We start from the raw sequence: 25,242 nt of genomic DNA on the forward strand, positions 1-25,242 counted from the left end.
CTTCGCTAGGCTGGCTGTCGCGCCGACGCCACCTCGGGCGCATCCCCTATTGGTCCACCAACCACGAAACGGAGGATGCCCACGTGGTGACCACCGAGACGGGAACCCTGTTCCTGCACCCTGACCGCAACCTGGCACTCGAGCTCGTCCGCGCGACCGAGGCCGCCGCCATCCGCGCCGTGCCGTTCATCGGGCGCGGCGACAAGAACGGCGCCGACGGCGCGGCCGTGGATGCGATGCGCAAGTTCCTCGGCACCGTCAACTTCGACGGCGTCGTCGTCATCGGCGAGGGCGAGAAGGACGAGGCGCCGATGCTCTTCAACGGCGAGCACGTCGGCAACGGCCGCGGCCCCGCCTGCGACATCGCCGTCGATCCAATCGACGGCACCTCGCTCACCGCATCCGGTCGACGCAATGCGATCTCGATGATCGCGGCCGCCGACCGCGGCGCGATGCTGGATGCGCACACCGTGTTCTACATGGAGAAGATCGTCACCGGGCCGGAGGGGATCGGCGTCGTCGACCTGCGCCAGTCAGTCGCCGAGAACATCCAGAAGCTCGCGAAGGCGAAGGGCAAGCCGGTCAGCGAGATGTCGATCGGCATCCTCGACCGTCCGCGCCACGAGGGCCTGATCGAGGAGATCCGCGCTGCCGGGGCCGGCACGCGTCTGCTGCTCGACGGCGACGTCGCGGGCGGCATCGACGCGGCCAGCTACGAGGGCCGCCTCGACATGTGCATCGGCATCGGCGGCAGCCCCGAGGGCGTCGCGACCGCGTGCGCGATCAAGGCGCTCGGCGGTCTCATCCAGACCCGTCTCGCGCCGAAGACCGACGAGGAGAAGCAGAAGGGCCTGGATGCGGGCCTGAAGTTCGACCACGTCTACAGCGCCGATGAGCTCGTGAAGGGCGACAACACCTTCTTCGTCGCGACCGGCGTGACCGACGGCAACCTCGTCGGCGGCGTCCGCCGGAAGGGGCCGATCATCCGCACCGAGTCGATCGTGCTGCGCGCCCGCTCGGGCACCATCCGCCGCATCACGGCCGACCACCTGGTCGAGAAGTGGCTCGACGACAACGAGCTCGCCGGGCTCTGAGACCGGATCCGCCCGTCGCGGGCAGGAAGGGGCTGTGCGCTGCGGCGCGCGGCCCCTTCTCCGTGCGCGGTCGCTTCCATCGATGACTTCGCATCGAGACTTGTGAGTGAGTACTCACTCACTTAGAGTTCTCGCGTGGTGCTGCCGGAGGAGTTCGTCGAGGTGCGCGTGCGCGCCCGCCCGATGGCGCCCGACGACCGGCGCGACGCGATCATCGAAGCCGTCATCCCGCTGCTGCTCGAGCACGGACGCGACGTCAGCACGAAGCGCATCGCGCAGGCCGCCGGCATCGCCGAGGGGACCGTGTTCCGGGCCTTCGGCGACAAGGAGAGCCTCATCCGCGCCGCCGTCGCCCGGCACTTCGATCCGCTGCCACTGCGAACCCGGCTGAGCGGCATCGACCACGATCTGCCGCTCGAGCAGAAGATCGCCGAGATCATCACCGCCCTCCGCGACCGGCTCTCGGGCGTCATCCGGCTCATGGCCGCCCTCGGCGGCGACGCGCCCGGCGCGCCCGACCCCCGCGCCGACGAACGCGGACCCGACGCCGACTGGATCGACATCCTCGACGAGCTCGTCGAGCGCGACCGCGAGCGGCTCGCCGTCGGCATCCCCGAGCTCGCCTTCTACCTCCGCCTCGTCGCCTTCGGCGCGGCCGTGCCGCAGTTCAACGCGCCTCACGAGTTCGGCCCCGCCGAGCTCGCCGCCTTCGTCATCGGCGGCGTCCTCCACCACAGTCCCGCGGGAGACCCCCGCACCCACGGATAGGGAACGTCGTGCTCCTCCGGCTCCTCGCCCGCTTCCTCAAGCCCTACTGGCCTCTGCTCATCGCGGTGATCGTGTTCCAGTTCGGGCAGTCCATCGCCTCGCTGTACCTGCCGAGCCTCAACGCCGAGATCATCGACGAGGGCGTCGCCAAGAACGACACCGGCTTCATCCTCTCGACCGGCGCGATCATGCTGCTCATCACGCTCGTGCAGGTCGCCTGCTCGATCGCGGTCGTCTACTTCGGCGCCCGCGCCGCGATGGCGGTCGGCCGCGACCTGCGCGGCGCCGTCTTCGAGCGCGTCGGCGTGTTCTCCGAACGGGAGGTCGCCCACTTCGGCGCCCCGTCGCTCATCACCCGCACAACGAACGACGTGCAGCAGGTGCAGATGCTCGTGCTCATGAGCGCGACTCTGCTGGTGTCGGCGCCGATCCTCGCGATCGGCGGCGTGATCATGGCACTGCGCGAGGATGTGCAGCTCAGCTGGATCATGGTCGTCGCCGTGCCCGTGCTGCTCATCGCCGTCAGTCTCATCGTGTCGCGCATGGTGCCCTGGTTCCGTCGTCAGCAGGATCGGCTCGACGGCATCAACCGCGTGCTGCGCGAGCAGCTCACCGGCATCCGCGTCGTGCGCGCCTTCGTGCGCGAGCCGGTCGAGGTCGACCGCTTCAAGGACGCGAACGCGGCCGTCACGCAGGCGGCGCTCATGGCCGGGCGCTACTTCGCGCTGATGTTCCCGGTCGTGATGCTCGTGCTCAACGTCTCCAGCGTCGCCGTGCTCTGGTTCGGCGCATACCGCATCGACGACGGCAGCCTGCAGGTCGGATCGCTCACCGCGTTCCTGCAGTACCTGCTGCAGATCCTCGGCGCCGTGATGATGGCGACGATGCTCGGATTCCTGCTGCCGCGGGCGACGGTCTCGGCCGATCGCATCGGCGAGGTGCTCGAAACCCAGCCCTCGGTCGCGCCGCCGGCCGACCCGGTGCGTGAGACGAGCGGATCGGGCGACGTCGAGCTGAGGGGCGCGACCTTCGCCTACCCCGGCGCCGATCAGCCGGTGCTGCGTTCCGTGTCATTCACCGCACGGCGCGGCGAGACCACCGCGATCATCGGCTCCACCGGCTCGGGCAAGACGACCCTGATCGGCCTGCTGCCGCGGCTCTTCGACGTGACCGGCGGCGAAGTGCTCGTCGACGGCGTGGATGTGCGCCGCCTCGACCCCGACCTGCTGTGGGGCCGCATCGGACTCGTTCCGCAGAAGGCGTACCTGTTCAGCGGCACCATCGCCTCGAACCTGCGCTACGGCAACCCCGAGGCGAGCGACGAGGAGCTGTGGACCGCGCTCGACATCGCGCAGGCCCGCGACTTCGTCGAGGAGCTGCCCGAGGGGCTGGATGCGCCCATCGCCCAGGGCGGCACGAACGTCTCGGGCGGTCAGCGCCAGCGCCTCGCGATCGCGCGAGCGCTCGTGAAGCGACCGGAGGTCTACGTCTTCGACGACTCCTTCTCAGCGCTCGACACGGCGACGGATGCCCGGCTGCGCGCTGCGCTCGACCGCAGCGTCGGCGACGCGACCCGCATCGTGGTCGCGCAGCGGGTGTCGACGATCGTCGACGCCGACCAGATCCTCGTGCTCGACGACGGAGAGATCGTCGGGCGCGGTACCCATGAAGAGCTGCTGCAGACCTCGGAGGAGTATGCCGAGATCGTCGCCAGCCAGCTCACGGCGGAGGAGGCGGCATGAGCGACGCGACGAAGTCCGTCGGCGACGACGAGCCCTCGCGTCCCGCGGCCGCGCCGCCGCGTCGCGGACCCGGCGGCGGGGGAGGTCCCTTCGGCGGCCCCGGGCTGCCGGCCGAGAAGAGCGCCGACTTCCGCGGATCCGCGAAGCGCCTGCTCGGCACCCTGCGCCCCGACCGGGCCGGCCTCATCGGGGTGCTGCTGCTCGGCATCGTCAGCGTCCTGCTCTCGGTGCTCGGCCCGAAGGTGCTCGGCGAGGCGACGAACGTCATCTTCGCCGGCGTCATCGGCAAAGGGCTGCCCGACGGCCTGACGAAGCAGCAGGTCGTCGACGGCCTCGTGCAGCAGGGCGACACCGCCCGCGCCGACATGATCCGCGGTCTGGATGTCGTTCCCGGCCAGGGCATCGACTTCCCGGCCCTGCAGCTCGTGCTCGGCATCGTGCTCGCGCTCTACGTGCTCTCGTCGGTGTTCGGCTGGCTGCAGAGCTTCGTGCTCAACGGCATCATCCAGCGCACCGTCTACCGCCTGCGCGAGCAGATCGAGCAGAAGATCCACCGCCTGCCGCTCTCCTACTTCGACAAGCAGCCGCGCGGCGAGCTGCTCAGCCGCGTCACGAACGACATCGACAACATCTCGCAGACCCTGTCGCAGACGATCAGCCAGGCGATCACCTCGCTGCTCACCGTCGTCGGCGTCGTCGTCATGATGTTCGTGATCTCGCCGTGGCTCGCGCTCATCGCGCTGGTCACCATCCCGCTCACCCTGGTCGTGACGACGCTCATCGCGAAGCGCTCGCAGAAGCTCTTCGTCGCGCAGTGGAAGCACACCGGCGAGCTCAACGCGCAGATCGAGGAGGGCTACAGCGGCCACGCGCTGGTGAAGGTCTTCGGCCGTCACCGCGAGGTCGAGCAGCGTTTCGGCGAGAAGAACGAGGAGCTGTTCAAGGCCAGCTTCGGGGCCCAGTTCGTGAGCGGCATCATCATGCCGGCGATGATGTTCATCGGGAACCTCGTCTACGTCGCCATCGCGGTGGTCGGCGGGCTGCTCGTCGCCAACGGCTCCATGCGGCTCGGCGACGTGCAGGCGTTCATCCAGTACGCCCGCCAGTTCACCCAGCCGCTGTCGCAGCTGGGGTCGATGGTCAACGTGCTGCAGTCGGGGGTCGCGAGCGCCGAGCGCGTCTTCGAGCTGCTGGATGCCGACGAGCAGAGCGCCGACCCGGTCTCGCCGGAGCGCCCGGCCGGCCGCGGCGGACGTCTCGCCTTCGAGCGCGTCGACTTCGACTACGTGCCCGAAAAGCCGCTGATCCGCGACCTCACGCTTGTCGCCGAGCCCGGCCAGACGATCGCGATCGTCGGACCGACCGGCGCCGGCAAGACGACGCTGGTGAACCTGATCATGCGCTTCTACGAGCCGCAGTCGGGTCGCATCACGCTCGACGGCGTCGACATCGCGGCGATGTCGCGGGCCGACCTGCGCTCGCGCACGGGAATGGTGCTGCAGGACACCTGGCTGTTCGCCGGCACGATCCGCGACAACATCGCCTACGGTCTGCCGGGCGCCTCGGAGGAGGAGATCCTCGACGCCGCGCAGGCGAGCTTCGTCGATCGCTTCGTGCACTCGCTGCCCGAGGGCTATGACACGGTGCTCGACGACGAGGCGTCGAACATCAGCGCGGGCGAGAAGCAGCTGCTCACGATCGCGCGCGCGTTCCTCGCCCGTCCGAGCGTGCTGATCCTCGACGAGGCGACGAGCTCGGTCGACACGCGCACCGAGCTGCTCGTGCAGCGGGCGATGGCGGAGCTGCGGCGCGACCGCACGAGCTTCGTGATCGCGCACCGGCTGTCGACGATCCGGGACGCCGATCTCATCCTGGTGATGGAGAAGGGCTCGATCGTCGAGCAGGGCACGCACTCCCAGCTTCTCGAGCAGGGCGGCGCCTACGCGCGGCTCTACCAGGCGCAGTTCGCGGCGCCGGTGGACGAGAGCCAGGACGAGCCGGGGGCGGATGCGCTGGTCGGCGCCGCGGTCGGCGCACCGGCGTCGCTCGGCGCCGAGAGCGGGGCGATCCCGCTCGGCGGACCGGGTGCCGAGGGGGCTCCCGTCGCCTCGAGCGCGCTCGGAGCCCCGGTCATCCCGGACACCCTCGACGGCGCCGAAGGTCCGGTGTCGACGTCCGAGTCGGCGTCCGCGTCGCAGGGCAGCGAGGTCGACGGTCAGGGCCCGACACGGTCCTGACCGCGGCGGCGGGGAGGGTCAGGCGCTCTGCCGGCCCGCCCCGTCGTCGTCGCCCGAGAGCGCGTCGAGCCCCGCGAGAAGGGGGTCGATCGCGTCGTGTCCGAGCCCGTCCAGAGCGGCGTCGCGCTCGGCGACCGGGTCGGCCTCGACGGCCGGCGAGTCGACCAGCTCATCGAGCCCCGACATCCCCGACTCGAGCGGCAGCGACTCGACGACGCGCAGTTTGCGCTCGACGGCGCGAGTGCGACGCCCGGCCTCCTGCACGGTGTTCTGCGCGGTCTGCAGCTGCTTCTCGAGCTTCGACCACACCTGTCCGTACTTCTGGAACTCGGCCTTGGCGGCGGCGAGGATCTGCCACACCTCCGAGCTGCGCTTCTCGATCGCGAGGGTGCGGAAGCCCATCTGCAGGCTGTTCAGCAGCGACATCAGGGTGGTCGGGCCGGTGATGAGGATGCGGTGCTCCGACTGCAGCCGGCTCGCCAGTCCGGCGCGGCGCACGACCTCGGCGAACAGGCCTTCGGTCGGGAGGTAGAGGATCGCGAAGTCGGTGGTGTTCGGCGGGTCGATGTACTTGCTCTGGATCGTCTTCGCCTGCTCGAGGATCGCCCGCTCGAGGCGCTTCGCGGCGTCGTCGATCGCCGACTTCTCGCCCAGCTCCTGCGCATCCAGCAGACGCTCGTAGTCCTCCTGCGGGAACTTCGAGTCGATCGGCAGGTAGATCACGGTGCCGTTCTCGTCCTTGCCCGGGAGCTTCACCGCGAACTCGACGCGCTCGCTGCTGCCGGGCCGTACGGCGACGTTCTCGTCGTACTGGTCGGGGGTGAGGATGTCCTCGAGCTGGCGGGAGAGCTGAACCTCGCCCCAGCCGCCGCGGTTCTTGACGTTGGTGAGCACGCGCTTGAGGCCGCCCACGTCGGAGGCGAGGTTCTGCATCTCGCCGAGACCCTTCTGAACCTCCTCGAGTCGCTTGCTGACGAGGGCGAACGACTCGCCGAGCCGCTTCTCGAGGGTTCCCTGGAGCTTCTCGTCGACGGTCTCGCGCATCTTCTCGAGCTTCGCCTCGTTGCTCGTCTGCAGCTTCTCCATCTGGCCGCGCAGCAGGGTCTGCAGCTCGTCGTGCTTGGTCGTGTTCGCGGCCGTGAGGGCCTCGACCTTGTCGGCGTTCTCCTTGAGCGAGGTCGTCAGGGTCGTGCGCAGCTTCTCGTCGACGGTCTCGCGCACCTTCTCGAGCTTGCTCTCGCTCTCCTGGCGCAGCGCGGTCATCTGCTGCCCGACCGACTCGGTCAGCAGCGCGGCGGCGTCGCGCGCCTGCTTCGCCTGCTCGGCGAGGTCGCGCTGCAGCTCGCGGTGCGCCTGACCGCGCTCGTCGCGGTCCTGCCGCAGCAGCCCCATGAGCTCCTGGCGCTGCTCGGCGAGATCGCGGCGCACCTCGGCGTTCTGCTGCGTGTCGGCGGCGACGGCGGGGCCGCTCGTCGCACGGGAGCGGAGCGCGACGACGAGAGCGATCGCGCTGATCGCGAGATTCACGATCAGCAGCGCGACGAGAAGGAGTTCCATGCCGACAGTGTCGCGGCGACCTCCGACATCGCCGCCGAGGCGCGCCTCGCGCGGCCGACCCGGCACGCCGCCGCGGCGCCGGACGTCGCTCGTCGAGCCGGCGCCGATGACCTCGTGTCGCGCGTCCTGCCCGTCAGACCGAGAGCGGCGGCGGCGCCCATCCGCCGGCCGAGAGCGGCGCGACGCGGAGAGCCTGGGATGCGGCGCTGCGCGCACCGGACGCGCGTGCCGCCGCCACGTCGACGGTCTGCTTCGGGGCCGTCGACGACACCCGCACCCCGGCCGCGGCGGCGAGGGCGCGCAGATCGTCGGCGCCCCAGCGGCGGGCGGCGTCGATCATGATCGCCGCGCACGCCTCCGAGTCGGCGATCGCGTCGTGGTGGCGGAAGTCGTCGAAGCCCGCGGCTCGGGCTGCCGAGGGCAGCCGGTAGCTGTCGAGGTCGTAGCTCTTGCGGGCGACCTGCAGGCTGCAGACGTAGTCGATCGCGGGATGCTCGACCAGGCTCGCGGCGCAGGCGCCCTTGATCACGCCCATGTCGAATCCGGCGTTGTGGGCGACCATCATGTCGTCGCCGGCGAAGGCCATGAGCTCGGGCAGCTGCTCGATCCACAGCGGGGCGTCGACGACATCCGCCTGCATGATGCCGTGGATGCGCACGTTCCACTCCACGAAGTGGTCGTGCCCGGCCGGCGGGCGGATGAGCCACCCGGCCTTGTCGACGACACGGCCGTCGCGCACCTTCACCAGACCGACCGAGCAGGCGCTCGCCGACGACGAGTTGGCGGTCTCGAAGTCGATCGCGGTGAAGTCCACTGGCACGCCCCGATGGTCACACGGAGCACCGACGCTCGCGGGAACACACGCCGTTCACGCGCTCGTTGCGCCCCGTTCCGCGGGCGACGCGCCGGGCGCCGGGCCGCCGCCGTCCGGCGTAGCGTGGCCGCATGAGCGAGCGGGATGCGCGGGCCATGTCCTTCGGAGCGGCCACGGGGGAGTACGAGCGGGCGCGGCCCGGCTACCCCGACGAGATCGTCGACGCCGTGCTCGCGGGAGGCCCGAGCGACGTGCTCGATCTCGGCGCCGGCACGGGCAAACTGACCCGCGCGCTCGCCGCACGCGGTCTGCGGGTCAGCGCCGTCGACCCCGACCCGGCGATGCTCGCCGCGCTCGCCGAGCGCTCGCCCGACATCCCCGTCGCCGAGGGCACGGCCGAGAGCATCCCGTTCCCCGACGCGTCGTTCGACCTGGTGACGGTCGCGCAGGCCTGGCACTGGGTGGATGCGCCGCGCGCCTTCGCCGAGGTGGCGCGCGTGCTCCGCCCCGGCGGCGCGCTCGCCCTCGTCTGGAACGAGCGCGACGAGCGCGACGAGTGGAACCGCCGCTTCGGCGAGATCGCGGAGCGCTCGGGCGCCGAGGTGTACCTCGATGCGCCGGTCGAGTTCGCGGTGCCGTTCGCCGATCCGGTCACGACCTGGGTGGACTGGACGCGCGAGCTCTCCCTCGAGCAGCTGCTCGACCTGGTGCGCTCGCGCAGCGCCTGGCTTGTGCGCGACGCGGACGGCCGCGCGGAGATGGAGCGGGGGATCGGCGAGCTGCTCGATGAGCGCGTCGAGAGCCGTGATGCGGTGAGCTCCGCCGTCGACCGCTGGGTCATGCCGATGCGCACGGTCGCGTTCGTCGCGCGACGCGACTGAGGCGCCGCAGCGCGTCGCGCATCCACCCGCCGTCGGCCGCGCCCCGACGCCGCCGGTAGGCTGACCTCCCGTGGCTCTCACCATCGGCATCGTCGGACTCCCCAACGTGGGCAAGTCGACCCTCTTCAACGCCCTCACCAAGAACACCGTGCTCGCGGCGAACTACCCGTTCGCGACGATCGAGCCGAACGTCGGGATCGTCAACCTGCCCGATGAGCGCCTGAACGTGCTTGCCGGGGTCTTCTCGAGCGAGCGAATCGTGCCCGCGACGGTGTCGTTCGTCGACATCGCCGGCATCGTGAAGGGCGCGAGCGAGGGCGAGGGCCTCGGCAACCAGTTCCTCGCCAATATCCGCGAGGCGGACGCGATCGCGCAGGTCGTGCGCGCCTTCACCGACGACGACGTCGTGCACGTCGCCGGAGCCGTCGACCCCTCGGGTGACCTCGAGACGATCAACACCGAGCTGATGCTCGCCGACCTGCAGACCCTCGAGAAGGCGGTGACGCGCCTCGAGAAGGAGGTGCGCGGCAAGAAGGCCGACCCAGCCGTGCTCGCCGCCGCCGTCGAGGCGCAGAAGGCGCTCGGCGAGGGCACCCCGCTGTCGCAGGTGAAGGGCCTCGAGCTCGGCCTGCTCAAGGAGCTCGGCCTGCTCACCGCGAAGCCGGTCATCTACGTCTTCAACGTCGACGAGGGCATCCTCACCGACACGGCGAAGACGGATGCGCTGGCCGCGATCGTCGCGCCCGCCCAGGCCGTGTTCCTCGACGCGAAGATCGAGTCGGAGCTCATCGACCTCGACCCCGAGGACGCCGCCGAGCTGCTCGCCTCCACCGGTCAGACCGAGTCGGGCCTCGACCAGCTGGCGCGCATCGGCTTCGACACGCTCGGCCTGCAGACGTACCTCACCGCCGGCCCCAAGGAGTCGCGTGCGTGGACCATCGGCAAGGGCTGGAAGGCCCCGCAGGCCGCCGGCGTCATCCACACCGACTTCGAGAAGGGCTTCATCAAGGCCGAGGTGATCGGCTTCGACGACCTCGTCGCCGCCGGTTCGGTCGCGGATGCCCGCTCGGCCGGCAAGGCCCGCATCGAGGGCAAGGACTACGTCATGCAGGACGGCGACGTGGTGGAGTTCCGCTTCAACGTTTGAGGCGCCGATGCTGCCTCGCGCGAGGCGATATCGAGCCCGGTAGCCTAGTTTTCGTCGTGTATCGTGGCGTTCGATCCGGAAAGAGGACCGCGTGACGATTCAGGTAGACACGTCCATCGTCCGGGGCGGTGCCGACGCATCCGGAGAGCTCGCCTCCCAGGTCAACGGAGCGCTGGCGTATTTCGACGGCCACATCGACACATCCCAGTCGTGGGTGACTGGCGCGCTGATGGACTGGCTTCTCGCGGAGCACAGCACCTTCGCGTCGAATGTCGAATCGGGGATCAAACGCTCCAAGACGTTGATGGTCGCCACGCAGGGTGCGCTGGAGGGCGTCGCGCAGCGTTTCGATGACACCGAATACGACGCCCAGGTCGATGTCCGGGATCTCTTCAGCGACCTCGATCCTACGGCGGCGACCACGCCGATCACCTCCAGCACGGCTCGTCAAGGCCTCACGTTGGATTCCCCGGTCGCCGCGCTGGTGGAGCCGGAGTCCTCGCTCTCCGACCCGGCCTTCGAAGTCGTGTGGAACATCCTCAACTGGCCCGACTACCTCTCCCTCTCCTATTGGGGGCGCCAGCTCATCAATGCGGCGGTCCAGTTGATCCGACCGGATCTGACTGGTGGTCAGGATCTGTTCGAGTTCCTCGCTCAGAAGCTCAGCGGGGACTGGGACAAGGTGGCCTTGGCCGGCAGCGCCTTCGGCCACGTCGGGCAGTTCTTCGAGGATCTCGCCGCGACGGTCCAGAATCTCGCGGTCGACCTCTTCGCCGGATGGCCGAGCGGGAACGGCGCCGACCGTGCGGGAGAGTACTTCGCCGAGCTGGTGGCGGCGTTCGCTGCGCAGCCCGAGGTCTACGGCGACCTCAAGACGAAGTACACCGACGCGGCGTGGGCGGCGTGGGGCGCGTGCCAGGCCATGCTCTCGGCGATCGATACCCTCGTCGATGCGGTGATCGCCGCGGTGATGGGCGTGGAGTCGGTCGCCGAGGCGATCGCTGCGATCTTCACCCTCGGCGGGATGGCCCCGGCCGCTGCGGTCTCAGCTGTCATCGCTGCTGCGGAGGCGTTCTCGTCCGCATGGGGGGCCATGATGACCGCGACGACTGCGGCCATCGCGGCGGGAGCGACCCTCGGCGCCGCGACCACCACCATCGAGTTCGTCCCGATTCCGGAGGCCTGACGTGGATCTGCCTGACATCTCTCCCGCGTTGCTGCGCGCCACGGGAGACGGCTTCGCCCAGAAGCTGCAGGCGAGACTCATCGAGCTCGCTGACGCGACGGATGACGAGGCCTACGCCAGTCGGCTGCGCCTGGTCGCGAGCGGGAGGCGGCCGCTGCGCACCTTGCTCTCGGATCCGAAGTGGAGCGAGGCGTTCGCGCCCCAGATCCAGATCCTCGCGACGCCACCCGAACTCGACGAGGATCGACGACGCGCTCTCGACGACGCGGTCGCGCGGGCAGGCCAGCGTGTCGTGCTCCCGTCGGAAGTCGAGATCGCATCCGACCTCGAAGATGTCATGCGTCGCGCGGCGCTCACTGAGGCAGCCATCCGCGAGGACGAGCTCAACGGCTGGGCGCATGTCCACGGCGATGCCGACCACGACGAAGATCCCGCCCCGGGCGAGCGATGACCTCCGACTCGGACTTCGTGGTGCGCTACGACGAAGCACAGCAGGCCGCGGTCGAACAGACGCTGAGACGTCTCATGCGCAAGCAGGGCATCCTGCTTATCGCGCTCGCGGTCGTCGTCGGGCTTCTGGGTGCCGTGCCGTTCGGCGCGTTGTCTATTGCGGCGGGCGACATCGACGTGCGGCTCTTCGTCGGCGTGATCTCGCTGTTGGTGGTTCCCGTCGCGCTCGGAGTGCTGGGAGTGCGGCAGCTTCGGCGGCGACTGCGGACGCCCGAGTTCGCGGTGGTCATCGCCCCTGGCGCGGTGCGTTTTCCCGCTCTCGATCGGCCGTCGGCGTTCCTGCCTCGGATCCGCGCGGAGGAATGGGAACGGGAAGGAACGAGCGCCGAGATCGTCTCTGCTTCTGGTCTGCAGGCAGCGCGCGTCGAGTTCACCCGGCTGGATAGCGGAAGGTCTCGACGCCGCAGCATCGCCGCCGACACCATCGACGTCGATCCCCGCGTCATCGTCGACGCGCTGAGAAGCGCGCCGACGTCGTAGCCGCTGCCGGCGTCCGATGTGGCCTTCGCGTCGGCTTCCACGCGTTCGCCGCGCCGCCCGGCATCCCTCCACAAGAAGAGGTCTGGTCGACTGTCCGCTTATATGGCAGATCGCCCCAGCTGAGGCGCGTCTCGCGGGCACGCTCGCCTCATGGAATCCGCTATTACGCGTACGCATTCGATGCCGATCAGACCGAGCAGGTGTTCGCCGAACCACGCCGGTATCTGTCCAGCGACCCGCTCGCGGACGCGTGGGGGACGGAGCCGCACGTCTCGATGGGAACCGCCACTTTCGAGCAGCGTTCGTCCGAGCGCGATCTGCTCTACCTCGACAAGGCCTGGGGCGGGCTCCAGAGACTGACATCAGCGGGGGTCGAAGGCGGCACCGCGCGACCATCGCATCGCCTCTTCGCTGGTCAGGTCACGATGCGGGGATACGGGTGGGAGAGCTGGGTCAGCGTGATCGCACCCGACGAGGTTCCGGCGATCCAGGAGGACCTCGTCGACCTCGATGAAGCTGTTCGACTCGAACACGCGGTGATGCCCGAGCAGAGCGAGGACGATCGCTACGTCGCCGAATACCTGCATCGCGCCCGCCTATTCATGGACCACCTCGAAGAGGACGGCCGCGGCCTCGTCTACCTGATCGGCTGAGCCGCAGTCGGCACAGATCAGCGGATAACGCGGTAGCGCAGGTGCGTCTCGCTCGCGAAAGCGGAGGTCTCGAGGCGCTCCAGCTCGATGCGCTCGCGGAGACCGTCGAAGAGCGAGATGCCGCCGCCGAGCAGCACCGGAGCGACGTCGAGGTGGATCTCGTCGACGAGGCGGAGCTGAAGGCACTGACGCGAGATGCTGCCGCCGAGCAGACTGACCCATCCATCCCCGGCCGCCTGCGACGCCCGGTCGACGGCGTCGGCGATATCGTCGACCACGAAGGTGTAGGTGATCCCGTCGCGTTCGATCGGGTCGTGGGCGTCGTGCGTCATGAGGAAGACCGGCACCTTCAGCATCCCGCCGTAGGGGATCTCGCCGTCCTCGATCGTGCGGGTCTTGTTCGCGCCGCCGACCACGGCGCCGATCCGGTCCATGACCCGCTGCACGACCAGGTCGTCGTCGGGGGCAGACGGTCGACCGAACATCCAATCGACCCCGCCGTCTTCCTCGGCGAGGAAGCCGTCGAGCGTGACGGTGGCGTGGATGATCACCGTGGCCATGCAGTTCTCCCCTGCGAGCGCTGAGTCGTTAACACGGGTCTTCTGACGGTAGCCGCGATCCGGCCGGAGCGGGGCCTGGAGATCACCCGGACGTGCGATCCTGCCGTGATGTCGTTCTCCGAACCGCAGGAGCACTTCGGCGTCTACGGGGCGTGGCTGCAGGACGGGCGGCTCGTCACGGTCGAGAAGGCGCGCGGCCCGTACACCGGCTGGCTCGATCTTCCGGGAGGGACGCCCGCAGCGGGTGAGACCCGCGAGCAGACGCTGGCGTGCGAACTGGATGAGGAGTGCGCCGCCGCGGTGCGCTCCGTGCTCGAGTGGCACCCCTTCGAGTTCCGGGTCGATCTCGCAACGGGAGCGCGATCGACTTCCGTCACCGCGGGCTCATCGCGCTCGTCGACGTGCCGGGGCCGGTGCGACAGGTCGAGGACGAAGAGGATGTCGCGAGGGTCATGCTGCTCGAACTCGGATCCGTTCGCCCGGCCACCCCGTCGGTCGGCGTCGCCCGGAGGCTCCTCGCGCGCCCGCTGCAGACACCGCCGAGGCTGGGCCGGAAGAGCGGCCGGCTCTAGTCCCGATCGGAGCGATGCTGTAGCGACCAGCCGACCCCGGCGATGACGATGGCGCCGACGATCAGCATGCCGCCGAGGTCGAGCAGCACGGATCCCCAGGCGAGCTCGAGCGTGCCCGGATCCTGGTGCAGGCCGTCGCCGAACTGCGCGGCGTTCGCGGAGCCGACACCGTGCACGATCAGGCCCACGATGAAGAGGGTCGCGCCGAGCACGGTCGACCAGTCCAGGTAGGGGTTCGTCCGGGACGGCGCTGCGCCCGGCTCGTGAACCTCGCGCATCTCGGGGCCGTTCTCATCGCGGCTCGTGACCTCGTCGTCGCTCATGTCGTCAGAGTAGCGAGGCGAAGATATCTCCGTTCCCGGGTCCGCGGCCGCGCCCTGCGATGCTGTGGACGTGACCAGCGCGAAGAACATCCGCCGCAAGCTCGAGGCCGGCATCGGCGCCGATCGATTCGTCCGCGTCGAGCGCGACCTGCGTCACGCGGATCGGATCGACGGATTCGTGCTCGCGGTCGGCAGCGAGTGGGCTCTGCTGGCCGCGACCGGCGATGGTGGACACCCCGACGGCCTCGCGGCGGTGCGCGTCCGAGATATCTCGAGCGTCAGCTGGGACGACAGCTTCGAGTCGCGGTTCGCACGGACTCTGCCGAGCTGGCCTCTGACCGCACCGGGCGAGCCGCGCCTCGACTCCACGACGGAGGTGCTCGCGTACCTCGGCGATCATCACGCGCTGATCGGCATCGAGAAGGAGACCGAGCGGAGCGCGCTCTGGATCGGCGCCATCGAGTCGATCGATCGCAAGAACGTCTGGCTCGATGAGGTGACACCCGCGGCGACCTGGTCGGGCCCGCTCGGGTACAAGCTGAAGCGGATCACCTCCGTGCACGCGGGCGGCGTCTACCTGTCGGCGCTGGCCGTCATCGCGGGGGAGACCCCGCCGCGGGCCGTTGAGGTCTGACACCCTGACGCGGGTGCGCGCTCGTGCCGGATGCGCTGGCATGCTGACGCGATGACCTCTACCGAGCCGGGCGACCCTACTCCGGCAGCTCCGGGAGATGAGGCCGCGCCGCAGCCGCCTGCGCAATGGCCGCAGCCGACTCACCCGGCGTACCCGGGCCAGCCGATCCGCACCAACCTCCTCGCGATAATCGGCTTCGTCGGCGTCTTCCTCATGCCCGTCATCGGCATCGTGCTCGGCATCATGGCCAAGCGGCAGATCGCCGTGACCGGCGAAGCGGGCGAGGGGCTCGCGAAGTGGGCGTACATCCTCGGAGTGCTCGGCACGATCCTGCAGGGGATCTTCTTCGTGGTCTGGATCGCGCTGTTCCTCCAGTTCACGTCGATGGCGTCGACGGGGCCGTGACGGACGTCGACGAGACGCTGAAGCGATCCCGCGGCGATGCAGCCCGGCGTCGGCGTCGGCGCCGGAGACGGGTTGGTCCGCGCACGGCGCGGATGGAAGGTGTTCGTGATCGTGCTGTGCGGCTTCGGCTTCATGGCCTCGATCGGCGTCGGGGCAGTGGCGCTGGTGGATACGGGCAAGCCCGTCATCTGGGGCACATTCACCGAGACACGCACCGAGTTCCGGGTGGGGCACAGAGGATCCACCCCCACGGTGAGCTTCGGGCGTTGGGTCAGCGATGACGGCGCGAGAGACCTCGACGACACCGAACTCGACGGCGAGCCCGGGCACGACCGCACCGCTCGCGCCTACATCCGACCCGCAGGCGTTCTGGACGGCGCGGTGGTCGTGCATGCCGAGGACTCCGGCAACCCGATGCTGATCGTCGCGGGCGTGTTCGCGCTGCTCTCGCTGGGCTCGGGCGTCGCGCGCACGATCGACTTCGTGCGTACACGGAGCGAGCACTCCCGCATCTCGTCCTGACCGCCGACCGACGTCATGCTCGAGGATGACGGAACGCGCATCCGTCACCGCCAGGCTGGGATGCGGCCCGCGAGCTGCGCGGGCGCTCGAGGAGGACCATGACCGACGCGCCGGCCCCCGCCGTCACCGCAACCGCCGCCCCTGCATCCACCGCCCGTCTCGTCGCGATCGACGTGGCCCGCTTCCTCGCGATCGTCGGGATGATGGGCAACCACCTGGCGCTCGGCTACGTCGAGCCGTTGACCGTGGCGGTGAGCGGATTCCCGTCGACGCTCTTCGCGGTGCTCGGGGGAGTGAGCGCGGTGCTGTCGACGCGCAAGTACGTCGAGAACGGGCAGCGGCTCGCGGCATCCCTCTCGCTCGCGGCGCGCGGGGTGGTCGTCGCGCTCATCGGGGTCGCTCTCGGGCTGACGCCCACGTTCGTCGCCGTGGTGCTCGTCTATTACGGGGTCGGGATGATCGTCACCGCGGTGCTGCTGCACCTGCCGAGTCCCGTGCTGCTGGCGATCGCGGCGGCGCTCGCCGTGGGCGGACCGCACCTGAACCTGCTCGTGCACGATTCCGCGCAGCTCCAGACGCTCGGTGAGCTGAGCTACGCGGATCCGTTCCAGTTCCTGCGCTCCGTCGTGTTCACGGGCACCTACCCGGTCATCACGTGGCTCGCCTACATGCTGGCGGGCGTGCTCGCGGCGCGGGTGCTGCTGCGCGCGGAGCGGCTGCGCGCCGCCGTGCGCCTCGCTGTCGTGGGCGCGGGGATGCTGGCGGTCGCCGTCGCGGCCGACCTGATCAGCCGGCCCGCGGTACTCGATCTCATCGTCGCGAAGGGAATGGACCGCACCGAGGCCGAGTACCTCGCGACCGGTGACGGCTTCGGCGCGCCGATCGACTCGGGATGGGTCGCCCTCGTCAACGCGGCCCCGCACACGGGCTCGACCGGCGACATCGTGCGAACGGTCGGCGCCGCGCTGCTGCTGATCGGCGTGCTCGTCGCGATCGGCGAGCTCTGGCGGCGCCGGGTAGCGGCGACCTCGCTCAACGCGGAGGCGGAGCGCGCTCGCCGGATGCCGCTGCTGCTGCGCCCGATCGCGGCGGCCGGATCCGCCCCGCTCACGCTCTACACGCTGCACGTGCTGGCGACCGCGGCCATCACGATCCTGATCACCCAGGACCTCGGCTTCGACGTCGTCGACGGAACCGGCCAGGCGCCGTGGTGGCTGATGGGACCAGGCGCCTGGGGCATCCACGTCGCAGCGGCTCTCGCCTTCGGCGTCGTGCTCGCGATCGTGCGCCGCCGCGGTCCACTGGAGGCTCTTGCGAGTCTGGTGGCCAGGGCGGCGGCCCGGCTCGGCTGAATGCAGCGCGCGTCGGGCCGCCGGTCGGGATCAGGCCAGCACGCCTGCCGCGACCGCGTCGAGCTCGGCGATCTGCCCGGGCGTGAGCTCGACCGAGCCCGACGCGACGTTCTGCTCGAGGTGCTCGACCGAGCCGGTACCCGGGATGAGCAGCACGTTCGGCGCGTGCGCGAGCAGCCAGGCGAGTCCGACCTGCGCCGATGTCGCGCCCACCGCGGCGGCGACGCGCTGCACGGCCGGCTGGTCGGCGACCTTGGGCGCGTTCGGGAAGGCCGAGCCGAGCGGGAAGAACGGCACCCACGCGATGCCGTGCTCGACGGCGAGCGCGAGCAGATCCTCGTCGTCGCGCGCGACCAGGCTGTACGCGTTCTGGATCTCGCCGATCCCGGCCGGCAGCGCCTGACGCAGCTGCGCCGCATCCACGTTGCTGAGTCCGATCGAGCGGATCAGACCCTCGTCGCGCATCGCGATCATCTCCGCGAGCTGGTCGTCGAGCGGCACGATCTGGTCGCCGGTCGCGATGATGCCGTGGCCGGCGTCGGTGCGGCGCAGGTTCACCAGGTCGAGGTGGTCGCGGCCGAGGGTGCGCAGGTTCTGCTCCACCTGGGCGCGCAGCTCGGCCGGCTTCTGCGCGACCACGAGTGGCACCGGCGCGGCGGGGTCGGCGGCGCGCACGGCGCCGACCTTGCTCGCGATGGCGATGTCGTCGGCGCTGCCGAGCGCGGCGTGGATGCGGCGGTTGGCGGTGTCGTCGCCGTAGAAGTGGGAGGTGTCGATGTGGTCGACGCCGAGTTCGACGGCGCGGCGGAGGACGGCTGTGGCGTCGTCGTCGGTCGGCAGGGTGCGGCCGGGCAGTTCGCCGAGCTGCATCGCGCCGAAGCCGATGCGCGCGACGGCACGCGGTCCGAGCGGGAACGTGCCGCCCGGGGCCGGACGAGCGCCTGAGGGGGTGGATGCGGTGGTGTCGGTCACGATCGGCCTTTCGAGAATCGGCGGGGTCGGCGGGGTCGGCGATGCCGTGAGATGATCACTAGGCGGAGGTTCCTCCGCTTTCGGCACGCTAACACAATCGGAGGTGCCTCCGCTTATGGTCGCCTCGACCGCATCCCTCGACAGCGCTTCTGAGCGCGCGACGCCGGGCGCATCCCCGAGCGCGCCGCCGCGCCTGCGCGCCGATGCGCAGCGCAACCGCGACGCGCTGGTCGACGCGGCGCGCGCCGCCTTCCTCGCGGGAGGACACGACGAGCGCGGGCAGGAGGCATCCCTCGAAGCGATCGCCCGTCGCGCGGGCGTCGGGATCGGCACGCTCTACCGTCACTTCCCGACGCGCTCCGACCTGATCGCCGCCGTGCACGCCGCGGGTCTCGACGAGGTGACCGCTCTGGTCGCGCCGCTGCAGGAGCAGTTCACGCCCTTCGAGGCGCTGCGCCGCTGGATCGAGGCGTACAGCGAGTTCTCGCTCACCAAGCGCGGTATGGCCGAAGCGCTGCGCGAGGCCGCCGAATCGGGCACCGTCTCGAAGTCGGGCACGCGCGAGCGGGTAACCGCCGCCGTCGATCAGCTGCTGAGCGCGGCGAAGGATGCGGGGGAGGTGCGCGACGACGTGCGCGCCGACGACGTGGCGGCGAGCCTGGTCGGCATCTTCCTGACCACGCGCGACGCGGCCGACCGTGACCAGCCCGCCCGCCTGATCGAGCTGGTGCTCGCCGGCATCCGCGCCTGAGCCTCGTCGCCGCGCGGGATACTGGCCCGCGTGGATGACAGCGTGAGCACCGCGATCTCCGACGCTCGTGCGGCCCTCGCGCTGGCGGTCGAACGCCTCGCCGCCGCCGGCGCCCGCACCGAGCTGCGCGCCGAGATCGTCGAGCCGCGCCGGGTGCTCGGTGTGCGACGCGCCCCGCAGCTGCAGGAGCGCGGACGAGTCTGGCGCCTCGGCGCGCTGCTGCTCGACGAGCACGGCGGGCTCTTCGCCACCGGCGCGAGTGTGCGGGCGGCCGACCCGAAGCACTCGGCCCTGCAGTCGTCGGTCGCGCACGACCGGCGCGAGGTCAAGGTGCTGGCCCGCGCGGCCGGCATCCCCGACGGCGAGACCGTCGACCTGGATGCGCTGCCGCTGCACCTCGATGAGCTCGCCCCGGGTGCGGCGCAGGGGCCGCTCGTGCTCGCCGACGACGGGGTGCGGGTCGTCTGGGCGCCGGGTGCGGCGGCCGTGCCGCTCGCCGCGTACCTGGAGGAGCGCGTCGAGCTGCTCGCGCATCCGCCGCGCGGCTCGGTCGACTGACGCCCGATCTTGGCGGGTCCGCGATCGGCGGCCCTTCGCGGCGCTTCGCATCGCGCAGCATCGCTGCCGCGCCTCGGCCGCGCCCCGGTCGCGCACGGGCCGCGTGCGGCGCGCATCCAGGCAGCCCGGCCTAGGATTCCCGGGTGTCCGTGCCCTTCCCGATCGCTCGCCCGCGCGTGCGTCGGAGTCCGCTCCTGCTTGGACTGGTCGCGATCATCGCCTTCGCCGCGGCTCTCGTGAACGCCGGCTCGGCCGCCGGATTCCCGTACTCGCCGCTCAGCGGTCTGCTCAACGCCCTCGTGACGATCGACCTCGTCGTCATCGCCGTCGTGCTCGGCGGTTCGGCGATCGTGCTGCTGGTGAAAGCCAACCGCGGGGAGGACGGGGTCATCGAGACCGTCGTGATCGACCGCTCGGGCGCCCCCGTCGTCGACCGTGTGCCGATCCCGGTCATGTCGATCGTCGGAACCGTTCTCACCGGGGTGACGATCGCCGCGTGGATCATCCTCGGCGGCGTCCCCCTCGTCGTCGGGGCGATCATCGGCCACCCGCTGAGCTACCAGTCGGCCGCCGGACCCCTCGCGCTGTTCGGCCTCACCTGGGTTCTGGGCACCTGCCTGGGCGCGCTCGGCTTCCACCGCGCCGAGAGCGCCCGCAACCGCCTCTTCTCCGGCCTGGCGATCGGCGGCGGCGTGCTGCTCATGGCGCCCGCCGTCGGGTTCTCGATCCTGTTCGCGGCGGGGGTCGCGGGCTGAGCGCTCGCGCTTGCTAGGCTGACGCCGCAATCGAATATCGGCCGCACGCGCAGCGGGAGAGTCTGGTTCGACCAGACACCGAAGGAGCAAGCCTCCCCGCCAATCTCTCAGGTCACAGCACCGCTGCGCGAGGCCACTCTGAAAAGCGTCCGCATCGCGGGCCGCCCACGGTGAAAGCGCCCGCCCGGCGCGAAACTCTCAGGCACCATGACAGAGGGGGAGTCCCGTCCACGGCCCGCGTGCTTCACGGAGGACTCCTCGATGACCGATCCCGCCATCCCCGCCGACGGCGCGCCCGCGCCGCTGCGCCGATCGCCGTTGCATGACGCGACGTCGACGGCCGGCGCCGCCTTCACCGATTTCGGCGGATGGGACATGCCGCTGCGCTACGGCTCCGACCTTGCTGAGCATCACGCCGTGCGCCAGGCGGCCGGCCTCTTCGACATCTCGCACATGGCCGAGTTCGGGGTGAGCGGCCCGCAGGCGGCCGAGTTCCTGGATGCGGCCCTCGCGGCCGACGTCAGCGCGATCGCGGTGTCGCGGGCGAAGTACACGATGATCCTCGCCGAGGACGGCGGCGTGATCGACGACCTGATCGTCTACCGCAACGCCGAGTCGGAGTACCTCGTCGTCGCCAACGCCGGCAATCACGACGCCGTCGCGCAGGCCCTGCTGCAGCGGCTGCAGGGCTTCGACGCGACCCTCGCCGACGCGACCGACGCCCTCGCCCTCGTCGCCGTGCAGGGGCCGCTCGCCCGGCAGATCCTGCACGCGACGCCCGGCCTCGAGCACGACGACGCCAAGGCCATGGGGCACACGCTCGACTCGCTCCCGTACTACGCGATCATGGGCGCCGTGTTCGCGGGCCGTCCGCTGCTGATCGCCCGCACCGGCTACACCGGCGAAGACGGCTTCGAGCTCTACGTCGACGCCGCGACCGCGCCGCTGCTGTGGTCGGCGCTGCTCGAGGCCGGCACGCCGCTCGGTCTGCTGCCCGCGGGACTCGCCGCGCGCGACACCCTCCGCCTCGAGGCGGGGATGCCGCTCTACGGCCACGAGCTGAGCCGCGATATCCAGCCCGCTCAGGCGGGGCTCGGCCGCATCGCCCCGCCCGCGTCTAAGACCGCCGACTTCGTCGGCCGCGCCGCCGTCGAGTCCGGGCCCGCCGAGGGCGCCCGCGTGCTGGTCGGACTCGCCGCCGAGGGGCGTCGCGCCGGTCGCGCCGGCTACGCCGTGCTCGCCCCCGAGAGCGACGGCGGCGCCCCCGTCGGCGAGATCACCTCGGGCGCGCTGTCGCCGACCCTCGGCCACCCCATCGCCCTCGCCTTCGTCGACCCGGCCGTCGCGGCCGTCGGCCAGGCGCTCGACCTCGACGTGCGCGGCAGCCGCATCCCGGCCCGCGTCGTCGCCCTGCCCTTCTACACACGGAAGAAGTGATCATGTCCGAGCTTCAGTACACCGCCGAGCACGAGTGGATCGCCGTCGACGGCGATGTCGCCACGATCGGCATCACCGCCTACGCCGCCGACAAGCTCGGCGACGTCGTCTACGTCGACCTGCCCGCAGCCGGCTCGGCGCTGACCGCCGGTGCGGTCGTCGGCGAGATCGAGTCGACCAAGTCGGTCGGCGAGCTGTTCGCGCCCAGCGACGGCGAGGTCGTCGAAGCCAATCAGGCCGTGATCGACGATCCCTCGCTCGTGAACTCGGACCCGACCGGCGACGGCTGGATGATCCGTGTGCGCTTCACCGCGCTGCCGACCCTGCTCAGCGCGGAGGAGTACGCCGCGCTCACCGCCGAGTGAGCGGGCAGGGAGCCTCCGGGCTGAGCGCCGGCGCCGGACGTCTCGGCGAGGTCTTCGCCGACCGTCACATCGGCCTCGATCGCGCCGCCGAGGCGCACATGCTCGAGGCCGTCGGCTACGACTCCGTCGACGCGCTGATGGATGCGGCGGTGCCGGCCGGCATCCGCCTGCAGCCGGGCGAGACCGACGGCACCGCCGCGCTGCCGCCCGCGGCGAGCGAGCGCGAAGCCCTCGCCGAGCTGCGGGCGCTCGCCGGTCGCAATACGGTGCGCCGGTCGATGATCGGCCTCGGCTACTACGGCACGATCACGCCGGCGGTGATCCAGCGCAACGTGCTCGAGAACCCGAGCTGGTACACGGCCTACACGCCGTACCAGCCCGAGATCTCGCAGGGGCGTCTCGAGGCGCTCATCAACTTCCAGACGATGGTCGCCGACCTGACCGGCCTGACCACGGCGAACGCGTCGATGCTCGACGAGGGCACCGCGGTGGTCGAGGGGATGCTGCTCGCGCGCCGCGCCGCGAAGTCGACGTCGAACGTGTTCCTGGTCGACGAGGACGTGCTGCCGCAGACCCGCGCTCTGCTGCAGCACCGTGCCGAGGCCGTCGGCATCGAGCTGCGCTTCGCCGACCTGGCGGGCGCCGCCGCGTCGGGCGACGCGGCGATCGCCGATGTCGCCGCTGACGTGTTCGGCGTCGTCGTGCAGTACCCCGGCGCCTCCGGCCGCCTCGCCGACCCGAGCGCCGTCTTCGCCGCGGTGAAGGCGGGCGGCGGCGTCGCCGTCGCCGCGACCGACCTGCTCGCCCTCACGCTCATCTCCGCTCCCGGCGAGCTCGGCGCCGACGTGGCCGTCGGCAGCTCGCAGCGCTTCGGCGTGCCGATGGGCTTCGGCGGGCCGCACGCCGGATTCATGGCCGTTCGCGCCGGACTCGAACGTCAGCTGCCCGGCCGCCTCGTGGGCGTCTCGCAGGATGCCGCCGGCCACCCCGCCTACCGGCTCTCGCTGCAGACGCGCGAGCAGCACATCCGCCGCGAGAAGGCGACGAGCAACATCTGCACCGCGCAGGTGCTGCTCGCCGTGATGGCCTCGATGTACGCCGTCTACCACGGCCCCGCGGGCCTCAAGCGGATCGCCCACCGGGTCAACCGCACCGCCACGCGCATCGCCGACGCCCTCGGCGACGCCGCCGTGCACCGCGCGTTCTTCGACACCGTACTCGTGCGCGTTCCGGGCACCGCGCACCGGGTCGCCGCCGACGCGCGCGACCTCGACCTGCTTCTCCATGTCGTCGACGACGACCACCTGCAGTTCAGCGTCGACGAGACGACGACCGACGAGGAGGCGACGACCGTCGCCCGCCTCCTCGGCGCCGCGCTCGGCACGCCCGACGTCGCCCTGCCGGTCAAGGCGGCGCTCGTCAGCATCCAGCCGCCGCTCGTGCGCCAGAGCGACTACCTCACGCACCCGGTGTTCGACACGCACCATTCCGAGACCGGCATGATGCGCTACCTCAAGCACCTCGCCGACAAGGACTACGCGCTCGACCGCGGCATGATCCCGCTCGGCTCGTGCACCATGAAGCTCAACGCGGCGACCGAGATGGCCGCCGTGACCTGGCCCGAGTTCGCCGACCTGCATCCCTTCGCTCCCGAGGCGGATGTCGAGGGCTCGCTCGAGCTGATCGAGCAGCTGCAGTCGTGGCTCGCGACCGTCACCGGCTACGACCGCGTCTCGCTGCAGCCGAACGCCGGCAGCCAGGGCGAGCTCGCCGGACTGCTCGCGATCCGCGGCTACCACCTCAGCCGCGGCGACGCCGCCCGCATGATCTGCCTCATCCCGTCGAGCGCGCACGGCACCAACGCGGCCAGCGCCGTGCTCGCCGGCATGCGCGTCGTCGTCGTCGCCTGCACCGAGACCGGCGACGTCGACCTCGACGACCTGCGCGCGAAGATCGCCCAGCACGCCGACGAGATCGCCGCGCTCATGATCACCTACCCGTCGACGCACGGCGTCTACGAGCACGAGGTGCGGGCGATCGCGGATGCGGTGCATGAGGCCGGCGGCCAGGTCTACGTCGACGGCGCGAACCTCAACGCCTTGCTCGGCTACGCCCGCTTCGGCGACTTCGGCGGCGACGTCTCGCACCTCAACCTGCACAAGACGTTCTGCATCCCGCACGGCGGCGGCGGCCCCGGCGTCGGACCGGTCGCGGCGAAGGCGCACCTCGCGCCATTCCTGCCCGGCCACCCGCTGCAGCAGCGCGACACGATCGACCGCGGCGGCGCATCCGTGCCCGAGCACCACAACATCGTCAGCGCGGCGCCGTACGGCAGCCCCAGCATCCTGCCGATCTCGTGGTCGTACGTGCGCATGATGGGCGCCGACGGACTCAAGCGCGCCACCGGCGCCGCCGTGCTCGCGGCGAACTACCTCGCCGTGCGCCTGCGCGAGGCGTTCCCGGTGCTCTACTCCGGCGACAACGGACTCGTCGCGCACGAGTGCATCCTCGACCTGCGGCCGCTGCGCGAGGCGACCGGCGTGACCGTCGACGACGTGGCGAAGCGCCTCATCGACTACGGCTTCCACGCCCCGACGATGTCGTTCCCCGTCGCGGGCACGCTCATGGTCGAGCCGACCGAGAGCGAAGACCTCGCCGAGCTCGACCGCTTCGTCGAGGCGATGATCGCCATCCGCGCCGAAGCCGACGCCGTCGGCGCGGGGGAGTGGGCCCACGACGACAACCCGCTCGTGAACGCACCGCACACGGCCGAGAGCGTCATCGTCGGCGAATGGACGCACCCCTACGACCGCGAGCGCGCTGTCTACCCGGTGCGCGCGGTCGTCGCCGGCAAGTACTGGCCGCCCGTGCGCCGCATCGACCAGGCGTACGGAGACCGCAACCTCGTCTGCGCCTGCCCGCCGATCGAAGCCTTCGCCTAGCGGCTCAGGCTCCGATCGGCGGGCC

General features: G+C 70.9%; 25 protein-coding genes and 2 riboswitches. Of the genes, 20 read left to right on the forward strand and 5 right to left on the reverse strand.

Annotation, left to right across the window (positions count from 1 at the left end; translation table 11 throughout):
- Positions 1 to 86: 86 nt before the first annotated feature.
- The 4 genes from glpX (at position 87) to FJ657_RS08000 (ending at position 5,841) form a co-directional block, all read left to right on the forward strand.
- Positions 87 to 1,094 carry a class II fructose-bisphosphatase gene (gene glpX / locus FJ657_RS07985; RefSeq protein WP_141163935.1) on the forward strand — a complete coding sequence of 336 codons (1,008 nt, stop codon included), beginning with the start codon at positions 87 to 89 and terminating at the stop codon, positions 1,092 to 1,094.
- A 135-nt stretch (positions 1,095 to 1,229) separates the two neighbouring features.
- Positions 1,230 to 1,862, forward strand: coding sequence for a TetR/AcrR family transcriptional regulator (locus FJ657_RS17205; protein WP_255447215.1), 633 nt, complete (start codon positions 1,230 to 1,232; stop codon positions 1,860 to 1,862).
- Positions 1,863 to 1,870: 8 nt separating this feature from the next.
- Complete coding sequence (locus FJ657_RS07995) at positions 1,871 to 3,604, forward strand: ABC transporter ATP-binding protein (RefSeq protein WP_141163156.1); 1,734 nt, start codon at positions 1,871 to 1,873, stop codon at positions 3,602 to 3,604.
- On the forward strand, positions 3,601 to 5,841 hold the full coding sequence (locus tag FJ657_RS08000) for an ABC transporter ATP-binding protein (protein WP_181408912.1): 2,241 nt from the start codon (positions 3,601 to 3,603) through the stop codon (positions 5,839 to 5,841). The genes FJ657_RS07995 and FJ657_RS08000 overlap by 4 nt, the downstream gene beginning before the upstream one ends.
- 18 nt (positions 5,842 to 5,859) lie before the next feature.
- Here the strand turns inward: FJ657_RS08000 and rmuC are convergent, their stop codons facing one another.
- Positions 5,860 to 7,398 (reverse strand): DNA recombination protein RmuC, encoded by a 1,539-nt coding sequence (rmuC, locus tag FJ657_RS08005; protein WP_141163157.1) that lies wholly within the window; start codon positions 7,396 to 7,398, stop codon positions 5,860 to 5,862.
- A 133-nt stretch (positions 7,399 to 7,531) separates the two neighbouring features.
- A complete protein-coding gene (locus FJ657_RS08010; protein WP_141163158.1) occupies positions 7,532 to 8,218 on the reverse strand; it encodes an exonuclease domain-containing protein in 687 nt (228 codons plus the stop codon).
- A gap of 125 nt (positions 8,219 to 8,343) precedes the next feature.
- Here FJ657_RS08010 and FJ657_RS08015 point away from each other — a divergent pair, with 125 nt between their 5' ends.
- The 6 genes from FJ657_RS08015 to FJ657_RS08040 all read left to right on the forward strand — a co-directional run bounded on the left by FJ657_RS08015 (position 8,344) and on the right by FJ657_RS08040 (position 13,069).
- On the forward strand, positions 8,344 to 9,093 hold the full coding sequence (locus tag FJ657_RS08015; protein ID WP_141163159.1) for a class I SAM-dependent methyltransferase: 750 nt from the start codon (positions 8,344 to 8,346) through the stop codon (positions 9,091 to 9,093).
- 70 nt (positions 9,094 to 9,163) lie between these two features.
- Entirely contained in the window at positions 9,164 to 10,240 is a 1,077-nt protein-coding gene (ychF, locus tag FJ657_RS08020; protein WP_141163160.1) for a redox-regulated ATPase YchF, read from the forward strand.
- Positions 10,241 to 10,331: 91 nt separating this feature from the next.
- Positions 10,332 to 11,426: a hypothetical protein gene (locus tag FJ657_RS08025; RefSeq protein ID WP_141163161.1), complete on the forward strand. Its 1,095-nt coding sequence runs from the start codon at positions 10,332 to 10,334 to the stop codon at positions 11,424 to 11,426.
- Position 11,427: 1 nt separating this feature from the next.
- Positions 11,428 to 11,877, forward strand: a complete 450-nt coding sequence (locus tag FJ657_RS08030; protein ID WP_141163162.1) for a hypothetical protein — start codon at positions 11,428 to 11,430, stop codon at positions 11,875 to 11,877.
- Positions 11,874 to 12,416 (forward strand): hypothetical protein, encoded by a 543-nt coding sequence (locus FJ657_RS08035; RefSeq protein ID WP_141163163.1) that lies wholly within the window; start codon positions 11,874 to 11,876, stop codon positions 12,414 to 12,416. The genes FJ657_RS08030 and FJ657_RS08035 overlap by 4 nt, the downstream gene beginning before the upstream one ends.
- A 200-nt stretch (positions 12,417 to 12,616) precedes the next feature.
- Entirely contained in the window at positions 12,617 to 13,069 is a 453-nt protein-coding gene (locus tag FJ657_RS08040) for a DUF1877 family protein (protein ID WP_141163164.1), read from the forward strand.
- 17 nt (positions 13,070 to 13,086) lie between these two features.
- Here FJ657_RS08040 and FJ657_RS08045 read toward each other — a convergent pair whose 3' ends face one another.
- The gene (locus tag FJ657_RS08045; protein WP_141163165.1) at positions 13,087 to 13,629 is read right to left on the reverse strand and encodes a dihydrofolate reductase family protein; all 543 of its coding nucleotides are present in this window, start codon (positions 13,627 to 13,629) and stop codon (positions 13,087 to 13,089) included.
- A gap of 568 nt (positions 13,630 to 14,197) precedes the next feature.
- Complete coding sequence (locus FJ657_RS08050; protein WP_141163166.1) at positions 14,198 to 14,524, reverse strand: hypothetical protein; 327 nt, start codon at positions 14,522 to 14,524, stop codon at positions 14,198 to 14,200.
- Between the two features lie 70 nt (positions 14,525 to 14,594).
- Between FJ657_RS08050 and FJ657_RS08055 the strand changes: the two genes are divergently transcribed.
- The 4 genes from FJ657_RS08055 to FJ657_RS08070 all read left to right on the forward strand — a co-directional run bounded on the left by FJ657_RS08055 (position 14,595) and on the right by FJ657_RS08070 (position 17,437).
- Entirely contained in the window at positions 14,595 to 15,158 is a 564-nt protein-coding gene (locus FJ657_RS08055) for a hypothetical protein (RefSeq protein ID WP_141163167.1), read from the forward strand.
- 51 nt (positions 15,159 to 15,209) lie between these two features.
- Positions 15,210 to 15,563: a DUF4190 domain-containing protein gene (locus FJ657_RS08060; protein WP_141163168.1), complete on the forward strand. Its 354-nt coding sequence runs from the start codon at positions 15,210 to 15,212 to the stop codon at positions 15,561 to 15,563.
- Between the two features lie 99 nt (positions 15,564 to 15,662).
- On the forward strand, positions 15,663 to 16,085 hold the full coding sequence (locus FJ657_RS08065; RefSeq protein ID WP_141163169.1) for a hypothetical protein: 423 nt from the start codon (positions 15,663 to 15,665) through the stop codon (positions 16,083 to 16,085).
- 98 nt (positions 16,086 to 16,183) lie between these two features.
- The gene (locus FJ657_RS08070) at positions 16,184 to 17,437 is read left to right on the forward strand and encodes a heparan-alpha-glucosaminide N-acetyltransferase domain-containing protein (RefSeq protein ID WP_141163170.1); all 1,254 of its coding nucleotides are present in this window, start codon (positions 16,184 to 16,186) and stop codon (positions 17,435 to 17,437) included.
- Positions 17,438 to 17,467: 30 nt separating this feature from the next.
- Here FJ657_RS08070 and FJ657_RS08075 read toward each other — a convergent pair whose 3' ends face one another.
- Entirely contained in the window at positions 17,468 to 18,409 is a 942-nt protein-coding gene (locus tag FJ657_RS08075; protein ID WP_141163171.1) for an aldo/keto reductase, read from the reverse strand.
- 115 nt (positions 18,410 to 18,524) lie between these two features.
- On the opposite strand from FJ657_RS08075, the gene FJ657_RS08080 reads away from it, so the two are divergent.
- The 6 genes from FJ657_RS08080 to gcvP all read left to right on the forward strand — a co-directional run bounded on the left by FJ657_RS08080 (position 18,525) and on the right by gcvP (position 25,217).
- On the forward strand, positions 18,525 to 19,160 hold the full coding sequence (locus FJ657_RS08080) for a TetR/AcrR family transcriptional regulator (RefSeq protein WP_141163936.1): 636 nt from the start codon (positions 18,525 to 18,527) through the stop codon (positions 19,158 to 19,160).
- Positions 19,161 to 19,190: 30 nt separating this feature from the next.
- Positions 19,191 to 19,718, forward strand: a complete 528-nt coding sequence (locus tag FJ657_RS08085) for a hypothetical protein (protein ID WP_141163172.1) — start codon at positions 19,191 to 19,193, stop codon at positions 19,716 to 19,718.
- A gap of 143 nt (positions 19,719 to 19,861) precedes the next feature.
- Positions 19,862 to 20,473, forward strand: coding sequence for a hypothetical protein (locus tag FJ657_RS08090; RefSeq protein ID WP_141163173.1), 612 nt, complete (start codon positions 19,862 to 19,864; stop codon positions 20,471 to 20,473).
- A gap of 43 nt (positions 20,474 to 20,516) precedes the next feature.
- Positions 20,517 to 20,606: riboswitch (glycine riboswitch) on the forward strand.
- Positions 20,607 to 20,694, forward strand: a riboswitch (glycine riboswitch). It abuts the riboswitch before it with no gap.
- A gap of 40 nt (positions 20,695 to 20,734) precedes the next feature.
- Positions 20,735 to 21,910, forward strand: a complete 1,176-nt coding sequence (gene gcvT, locus FJ657_RS08095; RefSeq protein ID WP_141163174.1) for a glycine cleavage system aminomethyltransferase GcvT — start codon at positions 20,735 to 20,737, stop codon at positions 21,908 to 21,910.
- A 2-nt stretch (positions 21,911 to 21,912) separates the two neighbouring features.
- A complete protein-coding gene (gene gcvH, locus FJ657_RS08100) occupies positions 21,913 to 22,275 on the forward strand; it encodes a glycine cleavage system protein GcvH (RefSeq protein ID WP_141163175.1) in 363 nt (120 codons plus the stop codon).
- Positions 22,276 to 22,373: 98 nt separating this feature from the next.
- Complete coding sequence (gene gcvP / locus FJ657_RS08105; RefSeq protein WP_219995912.1) at positions 22,374 to 25,217, forward strand: aminomethyl-transferring glycine dehydrogenase; 2,844 nt, start codon at positions 22,374 to 22,376, stop codon at positions 25,215 to 25,217.
- The last annotated feature ends 25 nt before the right edge of the window (positions 25,218 to 25,242 follow it).

The sequence above is a fragment of the Schumannella soli genome (assembly GCF_006517435.1).
Taxonomy (GTDB): Bacteria; Actinomycetota; Actinomycetes; order Actinomycetales; family Microbacteriaceae; genus Schumannella; species Schumannella soli.